The 24,738-nt window shown below is 44.8% G+C and carries 21 protein-coding genes and 1 riboswitch; of the genes, 2 read left to right on the forward strand and 19 right to left on the reverse strand.

Translation table 11 applies throughout. The annotated features are described in order from the left end of the window. Positions 1-3,087, forward strand: a 3,087-nt coding sequence (locus AB4180_RS17030) for an Ig-like domain-containing protein (protein ID WP_372081902.1), incomplete at its 5' end; no start/stop codon positions are given. A gap of 159 nt (positions 3,088-3,246) precedes the next feature. On the opposite strand, the gene AB4180_RS17035 is transcribed toward AB4180_RS17030, so the two are convergent. From AB4180_RS17035 to metK, 19 genes are all read right to left on the reverse strand, one after another. Continuing rightward, positions 3,247-3,978, reverse strand: a complete 732-nt coding sequence (locus AB4180_RS17035; RefSeq protein ID WP_102249701.1) for an endonuclease — start codon at positions 3,976-3,978, stop codon at positions 3,247-3,249. 97 nt (positions 3,979-4,075) lie between these two features. Further along, positions 4,076-4,576: a SprT family zinc-dependent metalloprotease gene (locus tag AB4180_RS17040; protein ID WP_017103292.1), complete on the reverse strand. Its 501-nt coding sequence runs from the start codon at positions 4,574-4,576 to the stop codon at positions 4,076-4,078. A gap of 79 nt (positions 4,577-4,655) precedes the next feature. Next, entirely contained in the window at positions 4,656-5,453 is a 798-nt protein-coding gene (locus AB4180_RS17045) for a DUF2189 domain-containing protein (RefSeq protein ID WP_102249702.1), read from the reverse strand. 240 nt (positions 5,454-5,693) lie between these two features. After that, positions 5,694-6,998, reverse strand: a complete 1,305-nt coding sequence (locus tag AB4180_RS17050; RefSeq protein ID WP_102249703.1) for a cobyrinate a,c-diamide synthase — start codon at positions 6,996-6,998, stop codon at positions 5,694-5,696. Between the two features lie 2 nt (positions 6,999-7,000). Next, on the reverse strand, positions 7,001-8,071 hold the full coding sequence (locus AB4180_RS17055) for a threonine-phosphate decarboxylase (RefSeq protein ID WP_102249704.1): 1,071 nt from the start codon (positions 8,069-8,071) through the stop codon (positions 7,001-7,003). Positions 8,072-8,109: 38 nt separating this feature from the next. Continuing rightward, a complete protein-coding gene (cbiB, locus tag AB4180_RS17060; protein ID WP_241909264.1) occupies positions 8,110-9,072 on the reverse strand; it encodes an adenosylcobinamide-phosphate synthase CbiB in 963 nt (320 codons plus the stop codon). 79 nt (positions 9,073-9,151) lie between these two features. Continuing rightward, on the reverse strand, positions 9,152-9,964 hold the full coding sequence (cobM, locus tag AB4180_RS17065) for a precorrin-4 C(11)-methyltransferase (protein ID WP_102249705.1): 813 nt from the start codon (positions 9,962-9,964) through the stop codon (positions 9,152-9,154). 1 nt (position 9,965) lies between these two features. Further along, positions 9,966-10,805 (reverse strand): precorrin-3B C(17)-methyltransferase, encoded by an 840-nt coding sequence (gene cobJ / locus AB4180_RS17070; protein ID WP_102249706.1) that lies wholly within the window; start codon positions 10,803-10,805, stop codon positions 9,966-9,968. A gap of 2 nt (positions 10,806-10,807) precedes the next feature. Continuing rightward, entirely contained in the window at positions 10,808-11,650 is an 843-nt protein-coding gene (locus AB4180_RS17075) for a sirohydrochlorin cobaltochelatase (protein ID WP_017103287.1), read from the reverse strand. Between the two features lie 177 nt (positions 11,651-11,827). Further along, complete coding sequence (locus AB4180_RS17080) at positions 11,828-13,432, reverse strand: cobalamin biosynthesis protein (RefSeq protein ID WP_102249707.1); 1,605 nt, start codon at positions 13,430-13,432, stop codon at positions 11,828-11,830. Continuing rightward, positions 13,432-14,262 carry a precorrin-2 C(20)-methyltransferase gene (cobI, locus tag AB4180_RS17085; protein WP_102249708.1) on the reverse strand — a complete coding sequence of 277 codons (831 nt, stop codon included), beginning with the start codon at positions 14,260-14,262 and terminating at the stop codon, positions 13,432-13,434. Before cobI ends, AB4180_RS17080 begins: the two co-directional genes overlap by 1 nt. Positions 14,263-14,329: 67 nt before the next feature. Then, on the reverse strand, positions 14,330-15,628 hold the full coding sequence (gene cbiE / locus AB4180_RS17090; protein ID WP_102249709.1) for a precorrin-6y C5,15-methyltransferase (decarboxylating) subunit CbiE: 1,299 nt from the start codon (positions 15,626-15,628) through the stop codon (positions 14,330-14,332). Continuing rightward, positions 15,625-16,284, reverse strand: a complete 660-nt coding sequence (locus AB4180_RS17095) for a precorrin-8X methylmutase (protein ID WP_102249710.1) — start codon at positions 16,282-16,284, stop codon at positions 15,625-15,627. The genes cbiE and AB4180_RS17095 overlap by 4 nt, the downstream gene beginning before the upstream one ends. Before the next feature lie 20 nt (positions 16,285-16,304). Beyond that, complete coding sequence (locus tag AB4180_RS17100) at positions 16,305-17,489, reverse strand: cobalt-precorrin-5B (C(1))-methyltransferase (RefSeq protein WP_102249711.1); 1,185 nt, start codon at positions 17,487-17,489, stop codon at positions 16,305-16,307. Positions 17,490-17,582: 93 nt separating this feature from the next. Next, positions 17,583-17,713, reverse strand: a riboswitch (cobalamin riboswitch). Between the two features lie 9 nt (positions 17,714-17,722). Beyond that, entirely contained in the window at positions 17,723-18,187 is a 465-nt protein-coding gene (locus tag AB4180_RS17105) for a phosphoglycerate mutase family protein (protein WP_102249712.1), read from the reverse strand. Next, entirely contained in the window at positions 18,177-19,202 is a 1,026-nt protein-coding gene (locus AB4180_RS17110; protein WP_240798065.1) for an iron ABC transporter permease, read from the reverse strand. Before AB4180_RS17110 ends, AB4180_RS17105 begins: the two co-directional genes overlap by 11 nt. Further along, positions 19,189-20,133 (reverse strand): ABC transporter substrate-binding protein, encoded by a 945-nt coding sequence (locus tag AB4180_RS17115; RefSeq protein WP_102249714.1) that lies wholly within the window; start codon positions 20,131-20,133, stop codon positions 19,189-19,191. Before AB4180_RS17115 ends, AB4180_RS17110 begins: the two co-directional genes overlap by 14 nt. Beyond that, complete coding sequence (locus AB4180_RS17120) at positions 20,130-20,888, reverse strand: ABC transporter ATP-binding protein (RefSeq protein ID WP_017097281.1); 759 nt, start codon at positions 20,886-20,888, stop codon at positions 20,130-20,132. The genes AB4180_RS17115 and AB4180_RS17120 overlap by 4 nt, the downstream gene beginning before the upstream one ends. Positions 20,889-21,151: 263 nt before the next feature. Beyond that, complete coding sequence (gene metK / locus AB4180_RS17125) at positions 21,152-22,303, reverse strand: methionine adenosyltransferase (protein ID WP_009847676.1); 1,152 nt, start codon at positions 22,301-22,303, stop codon at positions 21,152-21,154. Positions 22,304-22,680: 377 nt separating this feature from the next. On the opposite strand from metK, the gene tkt reads away from it, so the two are divergent. Next, positions 22,681-24,675, forward strand: a complete 1,995-nt coding sequence (gene tkt / locus AB4180_RS17130) for a transketolase (protein ID WP_102249715.1) — start codon at positions 22,681-22,683, stop codon at positions 24,673-24,675. Positions 24,676-24,738 lie beyond the last annotated feature (63 nt).

Raw genomic sequence — 24,738 nt, forward strand, 5'->3', positions numbered from 1 at the left:
TCTGGTGGCTCAGGCGGAAGTGGCGGCGGAGACGGCAGTGGTTCGGGCGGCTCTGGTGGCGGCCAGGTAAAACCTACTTTAGATAAATATGAAACGCTACCTCAGACATTCTCTGCGGATGTTACTCGTAATGGGCATACTGTAAAAATTGAAGTCTCTAAGTATTCGGTAAGAAGAGCAGATACCGAGTTCTACTATTATGACGCTTCAAAATCATCTTCTTTAATTGCCTTTGACTATACTCCCGAAGTTCGTAGCTACCGTGGACAAATTGTGGGGGAGCCAAGCTCGCAGGTTATTGGATATGTGGATTCTAAAAATCAATTTTATGGCTTCGTCTTTTATGGTGAGGACAAAGCGTGGATAGTTGAAAATCTCCCTGTTCCCAATTTGAACAATATAGCTCAAAAAAAATTAGATAAGGATCTACATCGTTCACCAGCAGAACTAGTAGCAATTGAAAACAACTATCAGTTGCCAGGGCCTTCTTTAAAGTCACCGGTTCCTGCTCGATCACTCATGAAACTTCAAATGAGCAGTATCGGCTACCTTGTTGATATTGAATCGTTTGAGACGTCTTTCAATAAAAACATTATCGATACTATTGCGGCAATGGATCATACAACGAATTCGCTGGACTACTTTTTTGCGCGCGATGCATTGATACGAGTGGACTACCCAATCGGTGTTATTACCATAAATAGTGGTGGAAAGACCGCCAGTGAACTCAGTCCAATACTAGATCCACTAGTCAGATCGGAATCGCCAAGTGAATTTCAAATAGGCCAAACCTTTTTTAAAGAAGGTAAGCGTTGCAATGCGTCAGGGCTTTCAAGCCGTTGCGATTTTCACCCAGATCTTGCGCATACGCTGCATGAAATTGGTCATACATTTTCGTTAGGACACCATGTTGGACCTGAAACCAGTACTTTGATGAGCTTTTCATTGGCTATTGATACCAACATGATATCTACAATGAAATCATCAAGTGCCATTGGGCGACGTTTGGCTCCTGCAATGAAGTCTCGTATGAACCCTAAGGCAAACATTGATCATATCGGTACTACTCGTAATACACCGGTAATCGTCGATGTGCTTGAGAATGATTTTGATGCAAACGGAATAAACGTTGGCGGAGAGTTATCTTTAGATAGCTACACGAAACTGAGCCAGAAAGGTGGGGTTATAGAGCTACAGGCTGGAAAACTAAAATATACACCTGTTGAAGGCTATGTAGGAGAAGACCATTTTGGCTACACAATTACGGACGACACAGGCTTAAAAGATAGTTCAGAAGTTCACGTAAGTGTGAAAAGTAATGCACGAGTGCTTTATCTTTCCGATAATCGTTTTGCGATAAGACAAGATATAAAAAATCATGGGGAACATAGCCAACCTAATTTTAAGCATATGGTGAATCGGGCTGGTAAAGAGATGTTTTTTGGTAAGCCTGCAGTAGCAGCTTATCCAAATGTTGGTTTTCATCAATATGTGATTGATCAAACATCGACGAATACACCCGGGGCGCAAACTGAGCCAACCTTTTCTGAAAATAACCTGATGACGTTACAAAAACATATGCCCCATGATTTAGCGCCTGGTAAGCAAAGCTTTACGGTAGTAACGCGTTATAAACAAGATGGCTTTTACCGGACTGTACCTGACAATAAAGGCATCCATGAGATGAGTTTATTCAGTTCGGGCAAGATTGATGATGGTTTCGCCTTATCACATTTTAATGGCAACTATCATCGTACTGGAGAGCCTGAAAAAGGGTTAGGTTGGACGCTAGTCAGTCGACAAATGTACACAAGAACGTCATTCTCAAATAGTCCTCATATTATTCACGCATTTGCTAAGCCAGATGAAGCCAATATTGCGAATAATGTTTGGCACTCTGTTGCATGGGTAATTGATCGTGAAAATAATCAAGTATCAACATGGGTAGATGGCAATTTGGTCCCTATGGCTTTAAGTACTGATCCGTCTAACTTTTTAGATTACATCCCCTTACCTGCTGGGTTCGAAGGGGTATACCCAGGGGGAACTCATGCTTGGATTGATTCGAGTTGGGATGCTTCAACGGAAGGCTATGGTCCTTGGTTTATGAGTACTAATGGGCAGAATAAAGGAACAGGTGCGAATGGAATTTGGACTTCATCGACTCGATTTATTTCTGATAAGTTTGCGGTCGATGATGTTCAACTTTATACCTATGCTCTTAAAGAGCAAGAAATAAAGAGCATTGCTCAAAATAAAGAAAAAGCGTTTACTAATAATCCGGTTAATGGTGGAAGTCAGTCTTTTTCCCAACCAATAGCGCTAACGTGGGACAGTCAACACGCAACTGCCTATAAACTTCGCTGGGGATATACCTCTGCTATGGCCAATGTGATAGGTGAGCAAAGCGCAAAATCTTTTCAAATTGGTTCACCCGACGAGACTAAAAAAGCTTTGTATTGGAGGGTAGATAGTAAACATGGCAGTGAATGGATTGAAGGTAATGTGTGGAGCATCACTAACGCTAATGTTATTGGCGAAGCTTTAGCGCTAGCTTTTACCAAGGATGAGGTAGCTGGCTCAGGTTTTGGTTCGGATAATGCTCCATGGCCTAAAAATGTGAGTAAGGTTATTGATGGCTTTAATGTTGTCGTTACAGGGCAGACAAGAGACAACGATGCGTCGATATTAAGGCTAAGTAACGATACGACTATTACGTTGACCGATACTAACAACCGCCCATTCAAACAGATGCGCTTTTCAGCTGCGCAATGGATAAAGGGAACTGAAGGGTATTTACGAGGTGAATATTATAATGGAACATCTTGGGTTCCATTAATTACCTTATATAAAGGGGGGACGGCCAGTGGATATGGTTTTGGTGAATTAAGATCAAGCTTCATTGGTATAGGTTCGACAAGCGATCGGAGTAGTCATCCAGATTGGTATGATCCTGCGAGCGTTGATGCCTCTGCTTATTATACGATTGACTTACCTGTGAATACGACTGAAGTTAGATTTAAATTTTACAGTACTGGTAATGCTCTCAATCAAGTCGCGATCGATCAACTGAACCTATACAGGTAGTCTATTTAGTTATTGATACTTAGCTTTTTGATGGGTTCAATTATCTATTAATGGTCAAACGGCTTAAACAAAAATTGTTTAAGCCGTTTTTTATTGTCTTGTTCTCAAGCCTTTTTACTACGCTGTTTTGAACACTTACTTACTGTGATTGGTATGAGATTATCGACACTCTTTGGCAACAAAAGGATTATGGTTACCCTGAATTTTGTAGATACGTTGGTCACGAGTACATTCCCACTTATCGACAGGGAATTGCTTGTTCCACGCCATCATCAGGTTAGTCTGCTGCTTAGATAGTTTGAAGCCATACTCTTGGCTCATATAAAGATAAGTACGCGCGATAGAACCTTTTGCTCTGTCTGGCGGCATAACCTTACGCTGTTTAAAGTTGACCTGCATTTCACACTGACCGTAACTCACGCCATCCATTCCATTCCACTGACTGAAATTGTAATTGGATCGATCACCGTTAACCTCGCCAATTGCCGGAGTTAGATTATGAAGGTCGGCTTCCATCGATTTGAATATTTTGTCATTGCGAGTGCAGTTCTTACGTCCGCCATCTTGCCAGCACTGACGCTGGTGGCCGAATTGCCAAGCTGGAACCACGTGTTCCCACTCAATTCGGGAAGCGCGCTTTTGCTGTTTTCTCACTTGATAACCACAGCCGTCGAGGTCGGGGATACCTTTCTTTTTGTCTTTCCAAGTGATGTCACAACCACAATAAAATGAAGTCGGGTGATCGAGATAAATCTTCACGGCTTCTTTTTTAGCTTTGGAGAACGAACTTGGTGGAGCGGCGAAAACGCTTTGGGTTACCAGTAGGCCAAATACTATTGATAGGTAAAAGGACATCGATAGGCCAAATACTTTTGGAGAGGTTTTTTGCATAGAAAAAGACTGATGAAAGTATGATAAACAACAGTCTAGCACTCTAATGTTAGTTCACTCTATTACATTTATTCGCGTTACCTTATGAGCTTAAGACTTAGCTCAATTGAAGGCCGGTAAAAGCTAAGGTTTGCTGGCATTGTTGGCAACGATACGTTGATTGGTTGCGGATGACTTTGTTGTGTCGTCTTATCGACAGGGGATAAGTGGTGCAATCACAGCGATACTCAAAAGTTTTGCCCTGCACTGAGGTGATTTCCAAGCTGTGTGTGGTTCTGGCCGGTACATTGAATACCTTTTCCATCACGTATTTCCACTCATTGCCGTGAGGCCTAACTCGTCCGAAGACCTGATATGTGATCAGATGTGCGAGTTCATGAGGTACGACTTCGCTAATAAAGGCGTCTTCATTTTCGCTGAATAGCACTTGGTTGAGTTTTATCTCGTTTAACTGGAGGTAGGCTTTTCCCGCTGCCTTTCCTCTTAACTTGTAAGTGACGGTTGGGCATGGAAATTCACGAGAAAAATGTTGATTAGCAATAGCTAGGCATTCGCCCAGTTTTTTATTTACTCGATGTTGTTGCGGGGTGTAAGACAAGCGTTGTTAACTCCAAAAAAAAGCCTCAGCGTTTAAGCTAAGGCCTCATCATAACATTGCTCATCGATCGTGAAACGATTTAAACATGATGTTTCTTTTTGATGACTTCGTGGTAAGCATGCCAGGTTCCGTAACCAAGTAATGGCATCGTTACAATCATACCCACACCGTAGGTCGCGAAGCCGACTAAGATACCAGTACCAATGATACCCGCCCAAACGACCATCGCAGGGATGTTTGATTTAACAGCGTTGAAGCTAGTAAAAATCGCACTCATTACATCTACACGTCTTTCCATCATTAGTGGAATTGAAAATGCTGAGATACTAAATATCAGGCTAGCGATAACAAAACCAATCACAGACCCTGTAATTAAGAAGGGAGCAAATTCGGTCAATGGTGCCCCTTGTACTGAAGGGTAAAGTGCGTGCAATAATGCAGCGATACGCATCCAGAATATCATCGCAACCATTAATACAATCGCAAACGCCCATTGGTGGGTTGAGTTGCGTGTGATGGCTTTCATCGAGTGAAGTAGGCTAGCGTTGTGCCCCTTTTCTCTTTCCCAGGCTGCGTCATATAAGCCTAGGGCAAGAAACGGCCCTATTAGCATGTACACAATCAAGCTTGGCATAACGACTAAATGTGTTCCTTGCCATTGGACAAGTTGAACAATGGCGATGGCTGCACCCATAAAGCACAAACCGTAAAATGCGCTGATTAATGGCATTCTCACTAAGTCGTGCAGAGCAAGCGACAACCAATGAAAGGGCGCTGAAATGCTCACCTGATTAGATGGTATTGTACGAGCGTATTCTGAGTCTTTGATTTCTTTTTGTTTATCGTCGAAGTCTTGTGTATTCAATGTACGAGGCATAGATCCTCCTTGATCGGTTTTCTACCTGCGCTGCAGTTAAATTGCAGCGAACGAAACTCGATGCCCGACTTGGCGACGTCTTTGATGTAAGCGCGCATCAGCTAAATAGTTCACGAAACAAAGTCTGATCTTGATTTGTTCGTTAACATTATTTTAACTATTGACCGTGAAGCGGCAAATATCAACTTTTGACAAACGGTTCTTAGTGAAAGCGTTCAAGGTGCATTTTTTCAGCCATGCTTAATTAAGCGCTCCTTTAAATATTTTCACTACTAAATCAGGGTTATACGGGAAGTACCAATGTGCATAAGAAGCTATGGTGCTTTGTTTTATCCAAACAGGATCTGTTGGCCTACCATATTGAGATTCAGGTTGAGTTAGCACGGTTTCTTTACTGTCTGTTTTTGAATAATGGAAAGTATGACCACGCAGCATTTGACCATCGAAACTAGCTTCTAGGATCCCCAGCGCGGCTAGCTTCTTCTGCATCGTTGCTTTGGCATTTAACGCGCCAACCATGTTTTCTGTTTGGCTTTCTGTATCAGTCAATGCTTTGTTGAGGTATAGCATGCCACCACATTCGGCTAGGCAAGGTTTTCCTTGTTCAATGTGTGTGATGATTTGCTGCTTCAACACATGATTGAGCGCTAGCTTATCCATATGTAATTCAGGATAACCTCCTGGTAAATACAAAGCGTCACACACTGGTAAATCATCATGTGCAAGCGGTGAGAAAAATGACAGTTTTGCCCCCAACTCGATCAACAAATCAAGGTTAGCCTGATACAAGAAAGCAAAGCTATTATCACGAGCTACTGCAATTGTATGACCAGTTAATGATTCATGTCTGGCTGGTAGTGTTTGCTTTGGCTTTTCAAATGCTTGTGCTGTTGGTAATGGGATCTCACCATGTTTTAGTAGTAGCTTGGCTGCGTGATTAAGTCGCTCTTCTATGTCATCTAACTCTTGTGCTTGTACTAAACCTAAGTGGCGTTCTGGCAGTGACAAATCCATGTCTTTTGGTAACCAACCACAAAACTCGGTTTCAGGTTTTAGGCTTTCTTTTAGCATTTCAGCGTGACGTTCAGAACCGACGCGGTTTGCAACTACACCAAATACATCCACGTCATCACGGAATGTCGATAAGCCATTTACAATGGCTCCAAAGGTTTGTGCCATTGCGCCAGCATCTACCACAGCCAACATCGGAAGGTTAAATTTAGCGGCAATATCAGCACTTGAGCATTTGCCATCAAACATACCCATTACGCCTTCAATTAGAATCACATCCGCTTCTAGGGCTGCTTGATAAATTAAGTGTTGGCATTCCGCTTCACCACACATCCACAAATCCAATTGGTAAGTGGGCGTATCTGATGCAATAGATAGAAATTGTGGATCAATAAAATCAGGCCCAGTTTTGAATACTCGAACTTTCTTTCCTTGTTGAACCAAAGCTCTTGCTAGAGCGGCGACCACGGTTGTTTTTCCGCTTCCAGAAGAAGGTGCGCCTACCACTAGGGCAGAACAGTAAGCTGTAGACATAATTATTCCTTGAGTTGTTCGAGTGCGCGAGTGAGCGCTTGCCATTGTGATTCGTTGGCGGGTAACCCGAAACGAAGTGCATCGTTTTCATCACAATGACGAGTAAAAACCCCTAACTTGGCGAGCTGATGGTGCCATGATGCCGAATCTGAAATTTCAACTCGGTGAAAGAGTATCTGTGATGTTATTTTTACCGAGCCCGCCATTTGGCCAAAATGTAGTTGTAAGAGTTGGTTCATACGCTGAGCCTCTTCATGTAGGCGTTGGCGGTTTTTCTTTTGCCAATTGGAGTTGAGTAAGGCATGTGTGGTGACATAGCGAGTTGGGCCACTGAGTGTCCAAGGTCCAAGGTGTTGTTTAAGAATATTTAAACGCAATGGCGAGGCAAAACAAAAGCCTGCGCGAATCCCTGCTAGTCCAAAAAATTTACCCACTGATCGCAATACAATCAGGTTATCTGGAACTCCTGTTGGGAAACTCGGTAACACTGAAAGCTCAGGAGTACAGTCTACAAACGCTTCATCAATCACGAGCGTTGAATGATCTTGGATATGATCTAGCCAAGTCAGTACTTCACTTGGTGGCACACTCAGCGCGGTTGGATTATTGGGATTAATCACTACGACCACGTCTGCCGTTTTGAGCTGTTCGATTGTCGGTTTATGTCGGTAAAAGTCGAATATGACGGCTTGTATGCTTTGTTCTGCGTACTGCTGCCACGCATGTTGATGTTCTTTGTAACCCGTATGAGGTAATAGGATGTGCGTCAATGTTGGCTGTGTCTTTGCAATCATATGTGGTAGCGATTGAATGGCTGCCTGACTGCCAGCTACGGGTAGCAAGGCATCACTTTGATAGTAGGTTTGCGCTGCTGTGATTAAGCCATCATCGTCTTCTGGTAGCCGATTCCATACCGATGCAGGGATTTCAGGTATAGGGTAGTGATGCGGGCTCACTCCAGTTGAAAGGTCGACCCATTGTTCGATTGGCCTTTGATAGCGCAATGAAAACTCGATTAACTTACCACCGTGATGCGGAAGTTCGTTTGAGGTTGAGTGTTGTTTAATCGTCATTAGCGTACTTAAAGTAAAGAGTTAAAATAGACATGAAATCAAAACAAACAAAGAGTTAAAATAGAAAGTAATAGCATTACGATGACCCAAAGCACACTGGTTTTTTGAACCAAAGATATGGCTCGTGGAATATCTTCTAAAGTCGCAATATTACCTTTTCCCATCGGACGCTTTCTCACAAGTTTTCCGTGGTAATAAGTATCGCCACCTATAATAATTTGTAGTGCGCCGGCACCTGATGTCATTACGGGGCCACCGTTTGGACTCGAGCAATGTTTAGCTTGTTCTTTCCAGCATTTCAGAGCCAACTTAGTGTTGCCTAAAAGGCTGTAGCTAAGTGCGGTTAAGCGCGCAGGTGCCCAACCCATCACATCATCGACTTTTGCTGCCACATAGCCAAATTCTAGCCAGCGTTCATTTTTGTAGCCCCACATCGCATCAAGTGTGTTCACTAATCGGAACAGTAATGCCCCTGGAGCCCCAAGCAGTGCAAACCAAAATAGAGTGCCGAAGATCGCATCGTTACCATTCTCTAATACCGACTCAATCGTCGATGACGTGATCTGGCGTTGATCCATGGTTTCAGTATTACGGCTAACGATCCAACCAACTTTCTCTCGCGCTAAATCAAGATCACCCTGGCTCAGTGGCTGGTGGATCCACTGGGCGTGCTCAAGCAGGCTACGTTGACCTAACGCGATATACAGAACCACGATATTAAATAGCCAAAAGCCTAATGTGTTACCCATGCTTAGTAGCGTATGTTGTAGCCAAAAGCTGAGTAAGCACAATGGAACAGTCGCAGTTATCCATGCGATCAAACCTGAGAATTTAGTGGCTCGGTTCAACAGCTTCTCGATTTTCTGAACCGCATTGCCAAAACCGATCAAAGGGTGAAATCGTTTAGGCTCACCCAATAAGTGATCAAGCACCAAAGCGGCGATCATCATTAGCGAGATCGCTAAACTTGAATAACCAAAATTTAAATCAAAAAAGATCATTATGTCTGCCAAATAATGCTGCTGACTGGATAGTAAAAATGAATAAACGCACAAACCAGTCAACAGCTAATGAGCGAGGTTAGTCTGCGCTCTTATCGTCTTCCAATGTTCCACTTTCAGCTACACCCTCTTCAACGACACGTGCTTTTCGGCAAGCGTGTGAGAAGGTCGGATCGTAGAGTTTAGAGTCAACAAAATCATTGTCGCCTAGCACTTTACTGACGATGATCATCGCGGTGGAGCGAATCCCTTCATCATGCATAATTTGGGCGATCGTACCTAATGTAGCACGGAATATTCGCTGTTCAGGGTGGCTGGCTTTTTCAACGACAGCCACTGGCCAATCTTGCGGGTAAACATCTGATAATTCACGAACCACTTTACGAATTAATGTTGCGCTAAGAAATAAACACAGTGTTGCTTCGTGAGAGGCAAGGGCGCGTAGATTCTCTTTTTCAGGAACAGGCGTTCGACCTGATGCTCGGCTAAGAATAATGGTCTGGCACTTTTCAGGTAGCGTCAGTTCTTGGCCAAGAGCTGCGGCACTCGCTTGGAAAGAGGACACGCCCGGAACCACTTTCCAATCAATGCCAAGTTCGTTCAAGCGACGTGTTTGTTCTGCAAGAGACGAGTAAATCGAAAGATCGCCAGTTTGAACGCGTGCAACGTTTTGACCTTTTTCGTGTGCGGTTAGGTACACATTGGTTAGATCATCAAGATCCATGTCAGCGGAGTTATAGACCAGTGCATCTGGGTGAGCGCGATCGATGACGGCTTTTGGCACTAAACTGCCTGCGTAAACAATCACAGGGCACTCTTCAACTAAGCGTGCGCCTTTCACTGTGATTAAATCTGGGTCACCCGGCCCTGCGCCGATAAAAAATACCGTCATACTAGTTTGCCTCTTCCGTCACTGATTTTGTTTTAGGTTCAACTTTTAATGAATGGCCACGTTTTTGACCTTCTAGTACCTTGCCATCTTTCAGTTGATATTTATTGGTGTAGCCACGCGGTGTTACGATCCAATCACCAAATCGGTAGCTGTTGCTGTTACCTATCACGACCGCGGCGTTCATACCAAATTCCACTTTGGTAAATTCAGCTAGTGTTGTCAGTGTGACTTTTTGCTCATCACGATACGCAGCATTCACGATAGCAACGGGAGTATTTGGGTCACGATGTTCCAAAAGGATTTCACGTGCAGTTTCAATGTGCTGAGTTCGCTTTTTAGAGCGAGGGTTGTAGAAGGTAATCGCAAAATCAGCCATTGCCGCGGCTTCAATCCGCTTGGTAATCACTTCCCAAGGCGTTAATAAGTCAGACAGAGAAATGGTACAACTATCGTGGCCAAGAGGTGCACCAACTAAAGAAGCACAGGCGTTAGCAGCGGTGATGCCCGGAATAATATCCAGTTCAACTTGTGCGTTTAATTCTGCGTTTTGCTCCAATAATTCAAGCACTAAAGGCGCCATCGCGTACATGCCAGAATCCCCAGAACATACCAATACGACTTCTCGACCTTTTGCTGCTTCTTCTACTGCGGCTTGAGCGCGGTCCCATTCGCGAGTCATACCACTTTGAATGACTTCTTGAGTGTCGATTAGTGTGCTGATTGATTCTACATACGGCTTGTAGCCTGCAACGACATCTGCATTCTTTACGGCTTGTTGCGCTGCGGGGGTTACTAGATCAATAGCGCCAGGCCCTAAGCCTACCAGTGTTAGTTTTGCCATGATTATTTCTCTTCCTCTGGTGCACCTAAACGAATTAAGCCTTCTTTAATTTGCTTATCGATAATCTGTAACAGTTCTGGCATATCGAGCATGCAGAACTTGTCACCTTGGATTGGCTCTGCCACTTGAACGTCAGCGTCTTCTGCCAGCATCTCTTTAATTTCTTTAAGATCGTTGATGAAGTGGTTACCCGATACAAGCAGTAGTGGAACTAGATTAAGAAGCGGTCGGCCTTGGCCTGTATATTGCTCTTTAATGCGGCGAACCATTTCATTTTTCACTAACTTAAATGGCCATGCGCCTTCGAGCGAGCAAGTGAAGTTGCGTTGCGATAATTTGCCGAGTAGATCATCACAGTAATGGATCGATTGGTGACCTGGGTTATCTAGCATAGGCGCACCGTGGTGAACGAACACGTTGAAATGATCTTGTGGAGCAAAACGATCATGGAGAGCCGAAAGCAAATTGGTCGTTAATTGGCTGTGATGCATGATCGCTGGTGTTTGTTCAATGCGCGCCAATGAGAATTGCTTGAAGCCATCAACTATTGATGTCATGTAGCGATGTTCATCGGTAGGGAATAGGTACACTGAAACAATCAAAATGCGTTCGTAACCTTGAGTGTCTAGATCGGCGAGTACCTGAGGTAGGCTGAAACATGGCGTGTCTTTACGAGCCAGCTTCTTGATCACCATCTTTGAGCTGGTGGCGATACGCACTGGCACATCTGGGTAACTTTGACGTACGCGCTCTGCTAGAGTTTCATAACGTTGTTGTTCTACAACGCTACCAAAGCAGCTCAGTACAATGGCTGTGCCTTGGTTATAATGACGAAGTCGTTTCATAATTGTCGCTGTCCTTATCAAATCTATATCACAAGATAAACGGGTTATCTCATGTTGGTAATGAGGTTAAAGTGAGCTTTGAAATATCATGTTCATAGCTTGCAAAGTATTTGGCCTACTATGTTCCTAAAGCTCAGTGATACCTAAAGTTCTGTGCTTCTTAAAACTAAGCGGTTTCTAAAGCTCAGTAGTGCCGTCTGCATTTTCAATTGGTGCGATAAACTTAGGATCTAAATAAGCTTTTAATGATTTCCGCTCGACTAGATTTGTGAACAAATCTTTCCAGTCTTGCTCGGTAAATTCTTCGATACCTCGAATCCAAAGCCCGTTGTTAACAGGTGTTTCATGTTCTAGTAAACGTTCGTAAATCACCATTGCAGCGCGGTTTCTGCAGGTGCCCGCACAGTGTGTACGGCTTATCTTGATGCGCTGTTCACCGTCGGAAAAATTGAGCGCTTTAAGTACCTGTCTAAGATCGTGTGCAAGGTTTTTACTGCCTTCTTTCGCGCAGCGGCCACCTTCACATAGCAATACGTGATGGCGGTGGTAGAGCATCGGGCGGTTTAAATCGACATGCTTAGGCTTACACTGAAAACCATCTACCACTTCATTACCGTGAAGGTTGATTTTGACGTTTTCATCTAGCCAGTTTTTCCACTTCTTCTTGGCGAGGGGTTCATCGTATTCGATGCGAGTACAAGATAAAGTCATGTTGAAACCGTCTTGTTTGAACTTCCACTTAGGAACCAATAGTTGATCTCGCTGACCGTGCTTTAGCGCGGCCGCTTCAGAAACCGATGATACGCCCGTAATTTTTTTTACGTATTCTGATGGGTTTTCAATCCCTTCAACGCCGTCGAGTTGCTCGGCTGAATAAGTGTGGAAAGGAATTTGGCTTTCAGACGAGAGTTCTAAAATACCTTTTTCATCCGCTTTTAAAGTGATACTGGCGAAAGCTGAAACACAGGCTTTTGCTAGGTTATATTCAGTCAGGAAAACATCGATACCTGCTTTCAATACATGCAAAGGAGTATTGCGGTCACAGCCTATTCCAAGCACAAGCGATTTTGGTCGCCACAGTACGGTTTTATTTTTTAAGTCGGCGTAACCTTTTGGTTGTGCTTCATCTGAAATCAGAACTAAACCATCCCAATCATCAGCACTGATTTGAGAAAGGTCTGTATCGCTTAGTGCTGGGTGGGTCATGATGTGCCTTGGCATGGAACGTTTGTTCTGCCACCAGTTCTGTTCGCCAGCGTGCTGCACTATTAGAATGCGTTTTTCATTTACAACCGCTGCGCTGGTGGCAGTGATCGCGGGTTCGCATTGTGGATCAAGTGTCCAACCAAATGGCGATCCGAGCATATCAACCGACAAACTGCCGGCAGCGTCAGAAGCGGTGGTGATTACAGGAGTCGCGTTGAGTGCTTGTGAGACTTGTAACGCGATCCCATTTGCGCCACCGCGATGACCAGATAGCATAGGGATCACGAATTGGCCGTGATCGTCAATGCAGATCACGCCGGGGTCGGTGCGTTTGTCTTCTAGCAAAGGGCCGATCATTCGGCTGACAATACCCGCAGCAAAAAAGCAGATATGGTGATCATATTGCTTAAATTGAGGAGGAAGAAAACCAGAAAGCGGCAGGGTTAACTCATCGGCTTCTGGGTATTCTTCTTGTCCAACTGGTGCAATAAAGACATCAGCAAACGGAAACGTTTTAGCTAAGCGTTTGGCTTGCCTTGCTCCGTGTAGCGTGATGGCATAAATGGCGATTTTCATTACGCTTTACCGGCAATAGTTTTATCGATGCCATCTTTACCACTATCAGCTTTACCATCATCAAGAACGGCACATTTCTTTGATTCATTAGTACCACGTAGTACGCCACGACGAGCGCGAACAGAAAGCTGAACCATAGAGAAATAACGGTTTTCATTCGGTACATCACGTAGGTCAGAGTAAAGTTCTTGTTTCTCTGTGGTGGCATGCGACACGTAGGTTGCACAATCCAACATATTCATCGACTCAAGTTGAGTGATCAGCTTAGGGATAACGCGACCTGCTTTGATTAGCATGATGGTGTCAAAATCTTCGACTAGCTTTTCTAAACACTCGATACCCCATGTCGCAGGTACAACACAAAAACGCTCCTGACCGTCAGCAAGTGGAATTTTTGTTTGTGATGGAATAGCGGTAACTGAAGTGATACCCGGAATGATCACCGGATCAAGTTCAGGAAGTAGCTCTGTCAGTTCTTCTTGGATGTATGCCCATGTGCTGTAAACCGATGGATCACCTTCGGTTGCAAATGCCACGTCTTTACCTTGCTTTAATAGTTCAACAATTGTGACGGCGGCTTTACGCCATGCAGGAACGTTGATGCTTGGGTCACGCGTCATTGGGAAGTGCAAAAATAGGTATTCGCCTTTCATGCTTTCAGGGCTAACAGAACCCGCTGCGATTTGTTGAGCAAAAGAGTGGTTACTGCCCGCGTCTTTTTCTGGAAACGCGACAATGTCGGCGGTGCTGAGTAGTCGGTGAGCTTTAAGTGTTAATAATTCTGGGTCTCCAGTGCCGACACCAATTGCGTACATAGTTCCTAATTTCATCTGTGCTTTCTCTAATTATGTTTTTATTTAATATGTTGAGTGGCGCTTAATTAAAAAAATTAAGCGCTTATTTCTGAATAAACGGCTTGGTAAAAATAAATAAGTGAATCGGATTTTCTGATTGATAACGGGTGTAGTGAGCGAGTGGTACGCCTGTTGATATAGAGACCAGTTGAACCTGTGTCGGAGCATTGCTGTCTTTACTCCATTGATGAAGTTCGCAAACTGAATCTACCGTTACCGCTGAACCAATCACAACGCCACCGGGTTTTATTGCTGACCAACAGAAATCTAAAATGGTGTGCATGTTGCCGCGGCTTCCACCAATAAAAATACTGTCTGGTTGAGGCAAGGTGTCGAGCTGCATTGGGGCTTTATCTCGAATCAGTTGTACGTTGTCGGTACCGTGCGCTCTAAAGTTAGCCTCGACCGACTCATAACATTCTTGGTTTGATTCAATGGTGAAGACTTGTCCTTGATAGCACTGTTTAGCGGCTTCTATCGCAATAGAACCTGAGCCTGTGCCTATATCCCACACCACAGATCTTGGTTGAATACCCATACTTGCTAACGCTAAGTGACGAACGGGCTGTTTGGTAACTAAGCCGCGCTTAGGCATGCGCTTCATGAAGTCATTATCGTTGGCGTATTGGCCCAATTCACCCCACGCATGAGGTAGCGTTCGGTGCAGTACCATTACATTGAGCGTAGAGAAGTCGTCGGAACTTTTTAGTGCGAGGTCTTCGAGAGTCCACTGGCTTATCTTTTCGTTGGTGCCACCTAAGTTCTCACATACCCAAGCCGTCCAACCTTGTTGATTAAAGTCGACTAAGTGTTTCGCAATACGAGCTGGGTTGTTTTGAACATCGGTTAGCAAGCAGTAGCTAGTTCCCCATTGCATTTGGCTTGCGATACCTTTAATGCCATCGTAATGCTGCTTTCTTCCATGTAGTGAAATTGCTTTGGTTTCTTGCCATGTAATGCCGACTCGGCTGCAAGCGAGTTGCATTGAACAAGGGGAGGGAATAAAGCGTACTTCATCATTAGGCAGTTTTTTTAACAACGATTCGCCGATGCCAAAGAACAATGGGTCGCCAGAAGCTAATACGACGACGCCGCCTTCCTCGCATTCATCAAGCAACTTAGCGAACCAAGATTGATAGCCTTCTTGCATCGATAAGCGTTGACCTTTGAATTGGGGGAACCAATCCAATAGTCGGTCGTTACCTGCAACAACGCGTGCAGATTCAACTGCATTAACAGCTCGACTGGTTAGGCTTAAACACCCATCTTCGGGTACTCCGACTACCGTGATAGCCGATTGATAGCAATCGATAAGCTGAGAGTGAGTACTTACATTATTCATTTTACTGACTCAGCAAGTAGGGCGTGAATAGTCGATACCACTAACGGGCTGCCACCTTTACGGCCTAGGCTGGCAATGTAAGGCACGGTGTTTTGTTCGGTTAATGCTTGCTTCGATTCATCTGCTTTTACGAAACCAACAGGAATGCCAATGATCAATGCAGGTTTTGTTTCGCCTGCTTCTATCATGCGCAATAGCTCAAGTAATGCGGTAGGCGCATTGCCTACACCTATGATAGAGCCGTCGAGTAGGCCGTTATCGCGGGCATAACGCATTGAGTGAATAGCACGTGTTTCGCCTGTCTCTTTGGCCGTGCTAATGACGTCTGGATGACTAATGAAGCACTGTGCTTTATTGCCGTAAGCGTTGAGGCGAGTTTGATTTAAACCTGTCACGATCATGCTGACATCGGTAATGATGTTGGCACCGTTTTTTAAAGCGGTAATGGCAGACTCAATCGCGTTGTCGCTGAATTGATATAATTTAGCGTATTCAAAATCACCCGTAGTATGAATGGCACGACGAACCACATTCCATTCACCTTGATTGAAGTTATGTCCCCCATGGAGAGTTTCTATTTCTTCATCGATGATAGAGAAGGAGTCACTTTCAATTTGACGGCCTTGCTTGGTCATTTGACGCATATCGTTAGTCATGGAGTTTTCCTTGTTCATGCTTATTCATCATGAAAGTGAGTGTTGGTATCACTTCCTTTTGAGCAGAGATGTTCTGCTAATAGATCGCCGTTAAAATCGATCAATTTGAATTCAATGCTGACGTGATGTTTGACATACACAGCAGCGTGCTCTGCAGCTTGTTTGCAGAGCAAGGTAAGAAAGTCGTAATTGGGAATCTCTTGGCCCGATTGGGCTTCTTTCCATGTGTCGAGTACGTGGCGGCCTGTGTTGGCTTGGCTAACAGCTTCGGCAAACTCACTCGATGCACCCGATTGAATGGCGAGGTCGGCCAGCAATGAAAAGTCGATAGCTTTACCGGATACGTGAGTCATCATGTGCCCAGCGACCATCTTGCCTAGTTTGCCTATCATGGCGACGACGGTGATTTTGCTCACTTGATAACGTTTTGCTGCGCGCAGTCCGACCCCAACAAAATCACCCGCTTGGATAAAACACATCGAGTCATAACTTGGTAGCATGGTCATCGCTGACTTTTCGGTTCGAGATCCTGTCGTGAGAACCAAGTGGTTTTGGCCATTTTGTTTCGCTATTTGTACCGATTGACGCACTGATGCTGAAAACGCTGAAGTGGAGTAGGGTTTTACCGTTCCGCGTGTCCCGAGAATGGAAATACCACCGATTAAACCGAGTCTTGGCCCAATGGTTTCCTTGGCTCGCTCTTCTCCATCAGGGACGCAAATTTCCAGTGATATACCGACGTGTTTTTTCTGTTGGCTGGTCGCTTGGTTCCATTCCAAAGTCACCATATCGAGAATGTTTTTTCGAGGAACGGGATTAATCGCCGCCTGACCGACGGGAAGTTCTAATCCGGGTAGAGTCACACGAGCTACGCCAACACCCCCATCGATGTGAAAACCGGGCTCTGAATGCCAGCGGGCAATACTCTGAATATGGGCTTCGTGGGTACAATCAGGATCGTCCCCTGCATCTTTAACAATGCTGGCGGTCACCGCATCATTGGATGTTTGGATAAACGCGACCTTAAACGTAGCGGGCTCACCATTAGGTAGAGTGATGGAGATATAGTCAGGCTTTTGTCCGGTTAATAGTGTTTGAACTGCCGCTCTGCTTGCTGCAGCTGCGCACGCTCCGGTGGTAAACCCACTGCGGAGATCGGACTTATTTTTGGATCGTTTAACTTTTGTGACCACAGTATTCTTCACCTACGTTTTAGGTATTGACGAATACAGAGCGTTCCCTTGTTAGACAAGGTATGGATGGTGTTGAGTTTTCCCGCTCGATATTCATGTGTGTCCAGGTATTCTGACTTACGATGTTGAGGTTCTCATTGCGCTTTACTCCTTCCCAAGTCGTGTGACTCAGTGGCTTGTAAAGGGCTCATCGCTTACAGCTGCGGGTACAGTTCAGGAGTTACACCTGATTCCCTGATGTGACGTTATACTTCGATATCTATCCTGAGGATTTCTCCGTTGTTTGGTGTTTCTATGATTTGCTTTGACGTCCCTAAACTGGCTAATGTTTTTATCCAGTCACCATGTCCGAGCAGCAAAATAGGGTTCTCATTGTTGTGGTGACGAGAAACTCGTTGGATCCACTGAATCGCCATTGTTCTTCGTTGCTGTTCTGAATCGAACTCACTGAGCTCCATTTGAGAAATGACGGGCACTTTCAGGTAGCGTGCGATGGTTTTAGCACTGGAAATAGCACGGCCTAATTGACTGGTGTAAATAGCATTGAGGGTCAATGATTTTTGAGTTGCAAGATAACGACCGACGTTATGCATCTGTCGTTTACCTTTCATTGTCAGAGGGCTATCCAGTTGATTCTGTGCTTTGCCTATTCGATTCCATTCTGTTTCGCCATGACGAATCGCAATGATGGTGAAGCGTTCAGCTTTCATTACTTTTCTCCATCAAAATGGAAACAATGAATAGTGCGCCAAACGCGGTGGTGACAACACCAAGAGGCAGTTCTTGAGGAGCAACTAAGGTTCTCGCCAAAATATCACTTAATAGCATAAGCAAAGCCCCAATCAGCCCTGAAGTGATGAGTAATTTTTTGTGTAATGGGCCGATGATTTTCTTCGCGATATGAGGAACCATCAAGCCAATAAATCCGACAACTCCGATGATAGAAACAAAACATGCAGTTGCAAAAGCGCAGACAATAAAGACACCGGTTTGCAGGCGTTTTGTGTCTACGCCCATTGTTTGTGCTACGTCGTCTCCCGCAAGTAAACAATCTAACTGACGATGTTTTAATATACCTAGGGCTATCAAGGCGATAAGTCCCGCAAGTACAATTAGCACATTGTCCCAGCGTGCGTTTCCTAGGCCTCCCAGTGACCAAAATAGAATTGAGTGGGCAGCTCGTTGATCGCCGTGGAAGACTAAAAAATTGGTCAAAGCTGTAAATAAGAATGAGATAGCCAACCCGGCTAAAACAATTTGAGAAGACGCTTGCCCATCCACTTTTCTGACTAGAAATAACACTGCCGAAGCCGAGATTATTCCACCGATAAAAGCGGCGAGTGGAAGTGTCCAAATTCCGATAGCGCTGCCGATGACTGTAATCACAAAGACTGCTCCAGTTGCGGCACCGGATGACAATCCAAAAATGAAAGGGTCGGCAAGATCGTTTTTTGTCACGGTTTGTAATAACGCCCCAACAATACCTAACCCAGCACCGCAAATAATAGCGATGATTGTTCTAGGTAAGCGCAGGTGCAGTACCACTTGATCTATCGGTGAGTCGATCTGTTGACTCATCGCCGCTGAAAAAATCGTAGCGACTTGTGCAAAAGATAGCTGAACGCTGCCTAAACTCAGAGAAAACATCGCTAAGAGGGCAAAAACAGAACTGAATACGCAGGTGTTCAGTGCGGTTCGGTTCAGGTTAGTACTAAGACTTGTCATGGATTTCTTGGATGCGCTGTGCCAATTTTTCAATTGCAGTTATGTTTGCTGGCCCGGGAGTAATTTCCTCATAACGCAGAGGAAGATATTGGGTGGTCTTTACCGCTGTGGTCAGCTTCATCGCTGGGTGCTGTTCCAAAAAGGCTTGCATGCCTTTAGCGCCTGTCCCATTTTGATAATCGAGAAGAATAATGACATCAGGGTTATGCATCGCAACTGACTCCCATGATGTGGTTCCCCAGCTGATATCCAGATCTTTCATTACATTGGCGCCACCCGCAGCTTCTATCATGGCGCTCACTGTCGCGTACTTTCCTGCTGTGAATGGTTTCTCTTCCCCTGAATCATACAGAAAGACTTTAAGAGGGGTTTGATTCTGGGTTTGCTGTTGAATCAATATTAATTGCTCTCTCCAAGTAGAGATAAGAGTTTGAGCTCTGTCTTGCTGACCGAATAAAGTCGCAAGGCGTGTCACGTCATCGAACATCTGTTCCATGCTAGCTGGCTGCTTATCTTTACGGATATGGCTGCAACTCTCATTAAGAATCAGAGTATTGATACCAAATTCTTTCAGAGAATCAGGCGTGACTGAGCCGCCTAATCGCATACCGTAATTCCATCCTGCAAAGAAAACATCAGGGTTGGCATTAACTAACACCTCTAAAGAAGGATATTTCGGTGCGAGCTCTGGAATGCTGCCCTGGAGGCGATTAAATTCAGGGGTCGTTTTGTAGTACCCGCTAATACCGGTCACTCCGATCATATTCTCTTCAAGCCCGAGAGAAAATGCCATCTCAGACATATTGATATCGTGAGTGATTAAGGTTTTCGGCGCTTTATCTAAGGTAAGTGTAGAGTCGCAGTTTTCTACCGTAATTTGGGCTTGTGCGGACACGGTAAGTAATAAAGTTAATGCTGATAGTTTTTTCATGAAAGCTCCTGTCCTTGGTCGAGTTCAATGTCGAAAAATTTGCTTGTTTTCTGTGTGCGCTTATTGGTCGTGCTGATTAAATCGACTTCAAAGATCGGCTTAAGTTGATTGTGAGTCAGTAGTTCTTCTACCTTTCCTTTCGCGACTACCTGGCCGTGTTCCAAAATCGCAATGTGCGTCGCGAACTTGGCCGCAAGGGAAATATCATGCAGTGAGCAAATCAGTGTTTTCTCTTGCTCTTTCAATAGTGATAAAACTTCCCCTTGAGCACATGGATCTAGATGGTTTAGAGGCTCATCTAACACCAGAAACTCGGCGTTCTGACATAAAGATCGTGCAATATGCGCTCGCTGCTTCTGGCCGCCTGAGAGCTGTCCCATTCTTCGTTCGAGGAAAGTATCGATCTTTAGTGCTTTGCTCATTTGGTCAAGTGAAAAGCTAGAAGTGGCTTGATTGGAAGCGGTTAGTTGAATGTACTCTCTTAGTGTTAAACGACCATCCACTTGACTGTGTTGTGGAAGGTAACTGATTTGTTTGGCTCTTTGCTGGCAAGTTAACTTACTTAGCGGCAATTGGTTTATGACGACTTCGCCTTTGAAGGGAAGTAAATTAACCAGTGCCTTTAATAACGTGGTTTTTCCGGAACCATTGCGTCCAATGACTACCCAGCGCTCACCTTGATTAATTTTCAGATCGAGTGGGTGCAGTCGTTGAGTGTTTTGTTGTTGAACTGAAAGTTTGTGGCAAAGAAGCATGAGTTACTGAGAATGGTTTGTTTTTAACAAGTGCTATTACATTAAAATTTAAACGTTTGCGTAACATTGATCTCAGCACGTAAAATCCCCACTATTATCAAAATAATCTATAAGTTAACGCTTGTGCTACGTGAAAGGGTTAGGGTTTATTAGTGAAAGAATAGAAGAATAGAAGAATAGAAGAATAGAAGAATAGAAAGAAAAAAGCCTCTGAGAACAGAGGCTTTTAAAATTACGTTTCAGCTAAGCGTGTTGCGTAATGCTTACAGGCCTGCGAAGTCCGCAAGGATAGCTGCTTTGTCAGTTGCTTCCCAAGGGAACTCTTCGCGACCGAAGTGGCCGTATGCAGCAGTCTGCTTGTAGATAGGTTGAAGAAGGTTCAGCATCTCTTGAAGACCGTATGGACGTAGGTCGAAGTTTTGACGAACTGCTTCAATGATGATTTCGTGCGCTACTTTCTCAGTACCAAACGTTTCAACCATGATAGATGTTGGATCTGCAACACCGATAGCGTAAGACAGTTGAATCTCACAACGGTCAGCCATACCAGCAGCAACGATGTTTTTCGCAACGTAACGAGCTGCGTAAGCTGCAGAACGGTCAACTTTTGATGGATCTTTACCAGAGAATGCACCACCACCGTGACGAGCTGCGCCGCCGTAGGTATCAACGATGATCTTACGACCTGTTAGACCACAGTCACCCATTGGGCCACCGATTACGAAACGGCCTGTTGGGTTGATGAAGAAGTTAGTGTCTTTGTTGATCCACTCAGCAGGAAGTACTGGCTTGATGATCTCTTCCATTACCGCTTCACGTAGGTCAGGTGTTGTTACTGAATCACAGTGTTGAGTTGAAAGAACAACAGCGTCGATACCAACGATCTTACCTTGGTCGTATTGGAACGTTACTTGAGATTTCGCATCTGGGCGAAGGAAGTCAAGCTTGCCGCTCTTACGTACTTCAGCTTGCTTTTTAACAAGAAGGTGAGAGTAAGTAATTGGAGCTGGCATTAGGATTGGTGTTTCGTTAGTCGCGTAACCAAACATGATACCTTGGTCGCCTGCGCCTTGATCTTTAGGATCGGCTTTATCAACACCTTGGTTGATGTCTGGAGACTGCTTACCAATTGTGTTTAGTACTGCACAAGAGTCAGCGTCAAAGCCCATATCAGAATGAACGTAACCAATTTCACGAACTGTTTCACGAGTGATTTCTTCGATATCAACCCATGCAGACGTGGTTACTTCACCGCCAACCATAACCATGCCGGTTTTTACGTAAGTCTCACAAGCAACACGTGCTTTTGGATCTTGTTCAATGATGGCATCAAGAACAGCATCTGAGATTTGGTCTGCAATTTTATCTGGATGGCCTTCTGAAACAGATTCAGAAGTGAATAGGTGCTTAGCCATGAGAGCTCCACTTTTAGTTTAGTTTTTAGTTGCAAATAGTTAAATGCAAATAATTTATGCCGTCGCAATCGAGGAAGCGCCGCCATTCAATACAGTATATTTTGTAGGTGTTTCTACATCTAGACGGCTATTTTAAATTCCAACGGTCGAATTACAAGCTCTTTTTTAGGATATGTCATAACTAAACGTTTGCGTATTGGTAGGGGGAAGCCATTGTTAAGTGGTGTAAATGATCGAAAATTGCGGAAAATGACCGTTAAAGTGCCAGTAAAACGTTTGCAGTCGCTATAGTCGTTTGAGAGAATACCCGCGCTAATAAAAATGAAAACTTTAGCATCTATCTCTTTTTTAAATCGCTTATGTATCCAGGAGCAGACATGCCTTCTCGTAAAGATCTAGCCAATGCAATCCGCGCACTTAGCATGGACGGTGTTCAACAAGCAAACTCAGGCCACCCAGGCGCACCTATGGGTATGGCTGACATCGCTGAAGTTCTTTGGCGTGGCCACTTGAACCATAACCCATCAAACCCAGAGTGGGCTGACCGTGACCGTTTTATCCTGTCTAACGGTCATGGTTCTATGCTGATTTACTCTCTGCTTCACTTAGCAGGTTACGAGCTTTCAATTGAAGACCTAAAAAACTTCCGTCAACTGCACTCTAAGACTCCAGGTCACCCAGAGTACGGTTACGCTCCTGGTATCGAGACAACGACTGGTCCTCTGGGTCAAGGCATCACCAACGCTGTTGGTATGGCGATGGCTGAAAAATCATTGGCTGCACAGTTCAACAAAGAAGGCCACGACATCGTCGATCACTTCACTTATGCGTTCATGGGTGATGGTTGTTTGATGGAAGGTATTTCTCACGAAGCATGTTCTCTAGCGGGTACGCTAGGTCTTGGTAAGCTGGTTGCTTTCTGGGATGACAACGGCATCTCTATCGATGGCGAAGTTGAAGGTTGGTTCTCTGACGATACACCTAAGCGTTTTGAAGCTTACGGCTGGCACGTAATCCCAGCAGTTGATGGTCACGATGCTGACGCAATCAATGCGGCTATCGAAGCGGCTAAAGCGGATCCTCGTCCAACACTTATCTGTACTAAGACTATTATCGGTTTTGGTTCACCAAATAAAGCGGGTACGCACGACTGTCACGGTGCTCCACTAGGTGCTGATGAAATCACAGCAACTAAAGCGGCACTTGGTTGGGAACACGGTCCTTTCGAAATTCCAGCTGATATCGCAGCTGAGTGGAATGCGAAAGAAGCAGGCGCAGCGAAAGAAGCAGCGTGGAATGCTAAGTTTGACGCATACGCAGCGGCTCACCCTGAGCTAGCAGCTGAATTCAAACGTCGTACTAATGGCGATCTTCCAGCTGAGTGGGAAGAGAAAGCAAACGCAATCATTGCTGATCTTCAATCTAACCCAGCAAACATCGCATCACGTAAAGCATCTCAAAATGCTCTAGAAGCATTCGGTGCTATGCTGCCTGAATTCATGGGCGGCTCTGCTGACCTTGCGCCTTCTAACCTGACTATGTGGTCTGGTTCTAAGTCGCTTGAAGCGAACGACTTCTCAGGTAACTACATCCACTACGGTGTACGTGAATTCGGTATGACTGCAATCATGAACGGTATCGCTCTGCACGGTGGTTTCGTACCATACGGCGCAACGTTCCTAATGTTCATGGAATACGCACGTAACGCAATGCGTATGGCTGCTCTGATGAAAGTTCAGAACATTCAAGTTTACACGCATGACTCTATCGGTCTTGGCGAAGATGGTCCTACTCACCAACCGGTTGAGCAGATCGCTTCTCTACGTCTGACTCCAAACATGAGCACATGGCGCCCATGTGACCAAGTTGAGTCTGCTGTTGCTTGGAAACTAGCAATCGAACGCAAAGATGGTCCTTCTGCACTTATCTTCTCTCGTCAAAACCTTGCACAGCAAGATCGTGACGCTGAGCAAGTAGCAAACATCGCTAAGGGTGGTTACATTCTGAAAGATTGTGAAGGCAAACCAGAGCTTATCCTTATCGCTACAGGTTCTGAAGTTGAGCTAGCGGTTAGCGCTGCTGCTGAACTAACAGCTGAAGGCAAGAAAGTACGCGTAGTATCTATGCCTGCTACTGACGCGTTCGATAAGCAAGACGCCGAGTACCGTGAGTCTGTACTTCCATCTGACGTTACAGCACGTATCGCAGTAGAAGCTGGTATCGCTGACTTCTGGTACAAATACGTTGGTTTCGGTGGCAAGATCATCGGTATGACAACGTTCGGCGAATCTGCACCAGCAGGCGAGTTATTCAAGATGTTCGGTTTCACTACTGAAAACGTAGTAAACACTGCAAAAGAGCTTCTTGCTTAATCATTCGTTGTAACGCGAATAGAAAAAAACCGAGCCACTGGCTCTAATGCCGTTCACTTAAGA

The organism is Vibrio sp. 10N.286.49.C3 (genome assembly GCF_041469545.1).
GTDB classification, from domain to species: Bacteria; Pseudomonadota; Gammaproteobacteria; order Enterobacterales; family Vibrionaceae; genus Vibrio; species Vibrio tasmaniensis_A.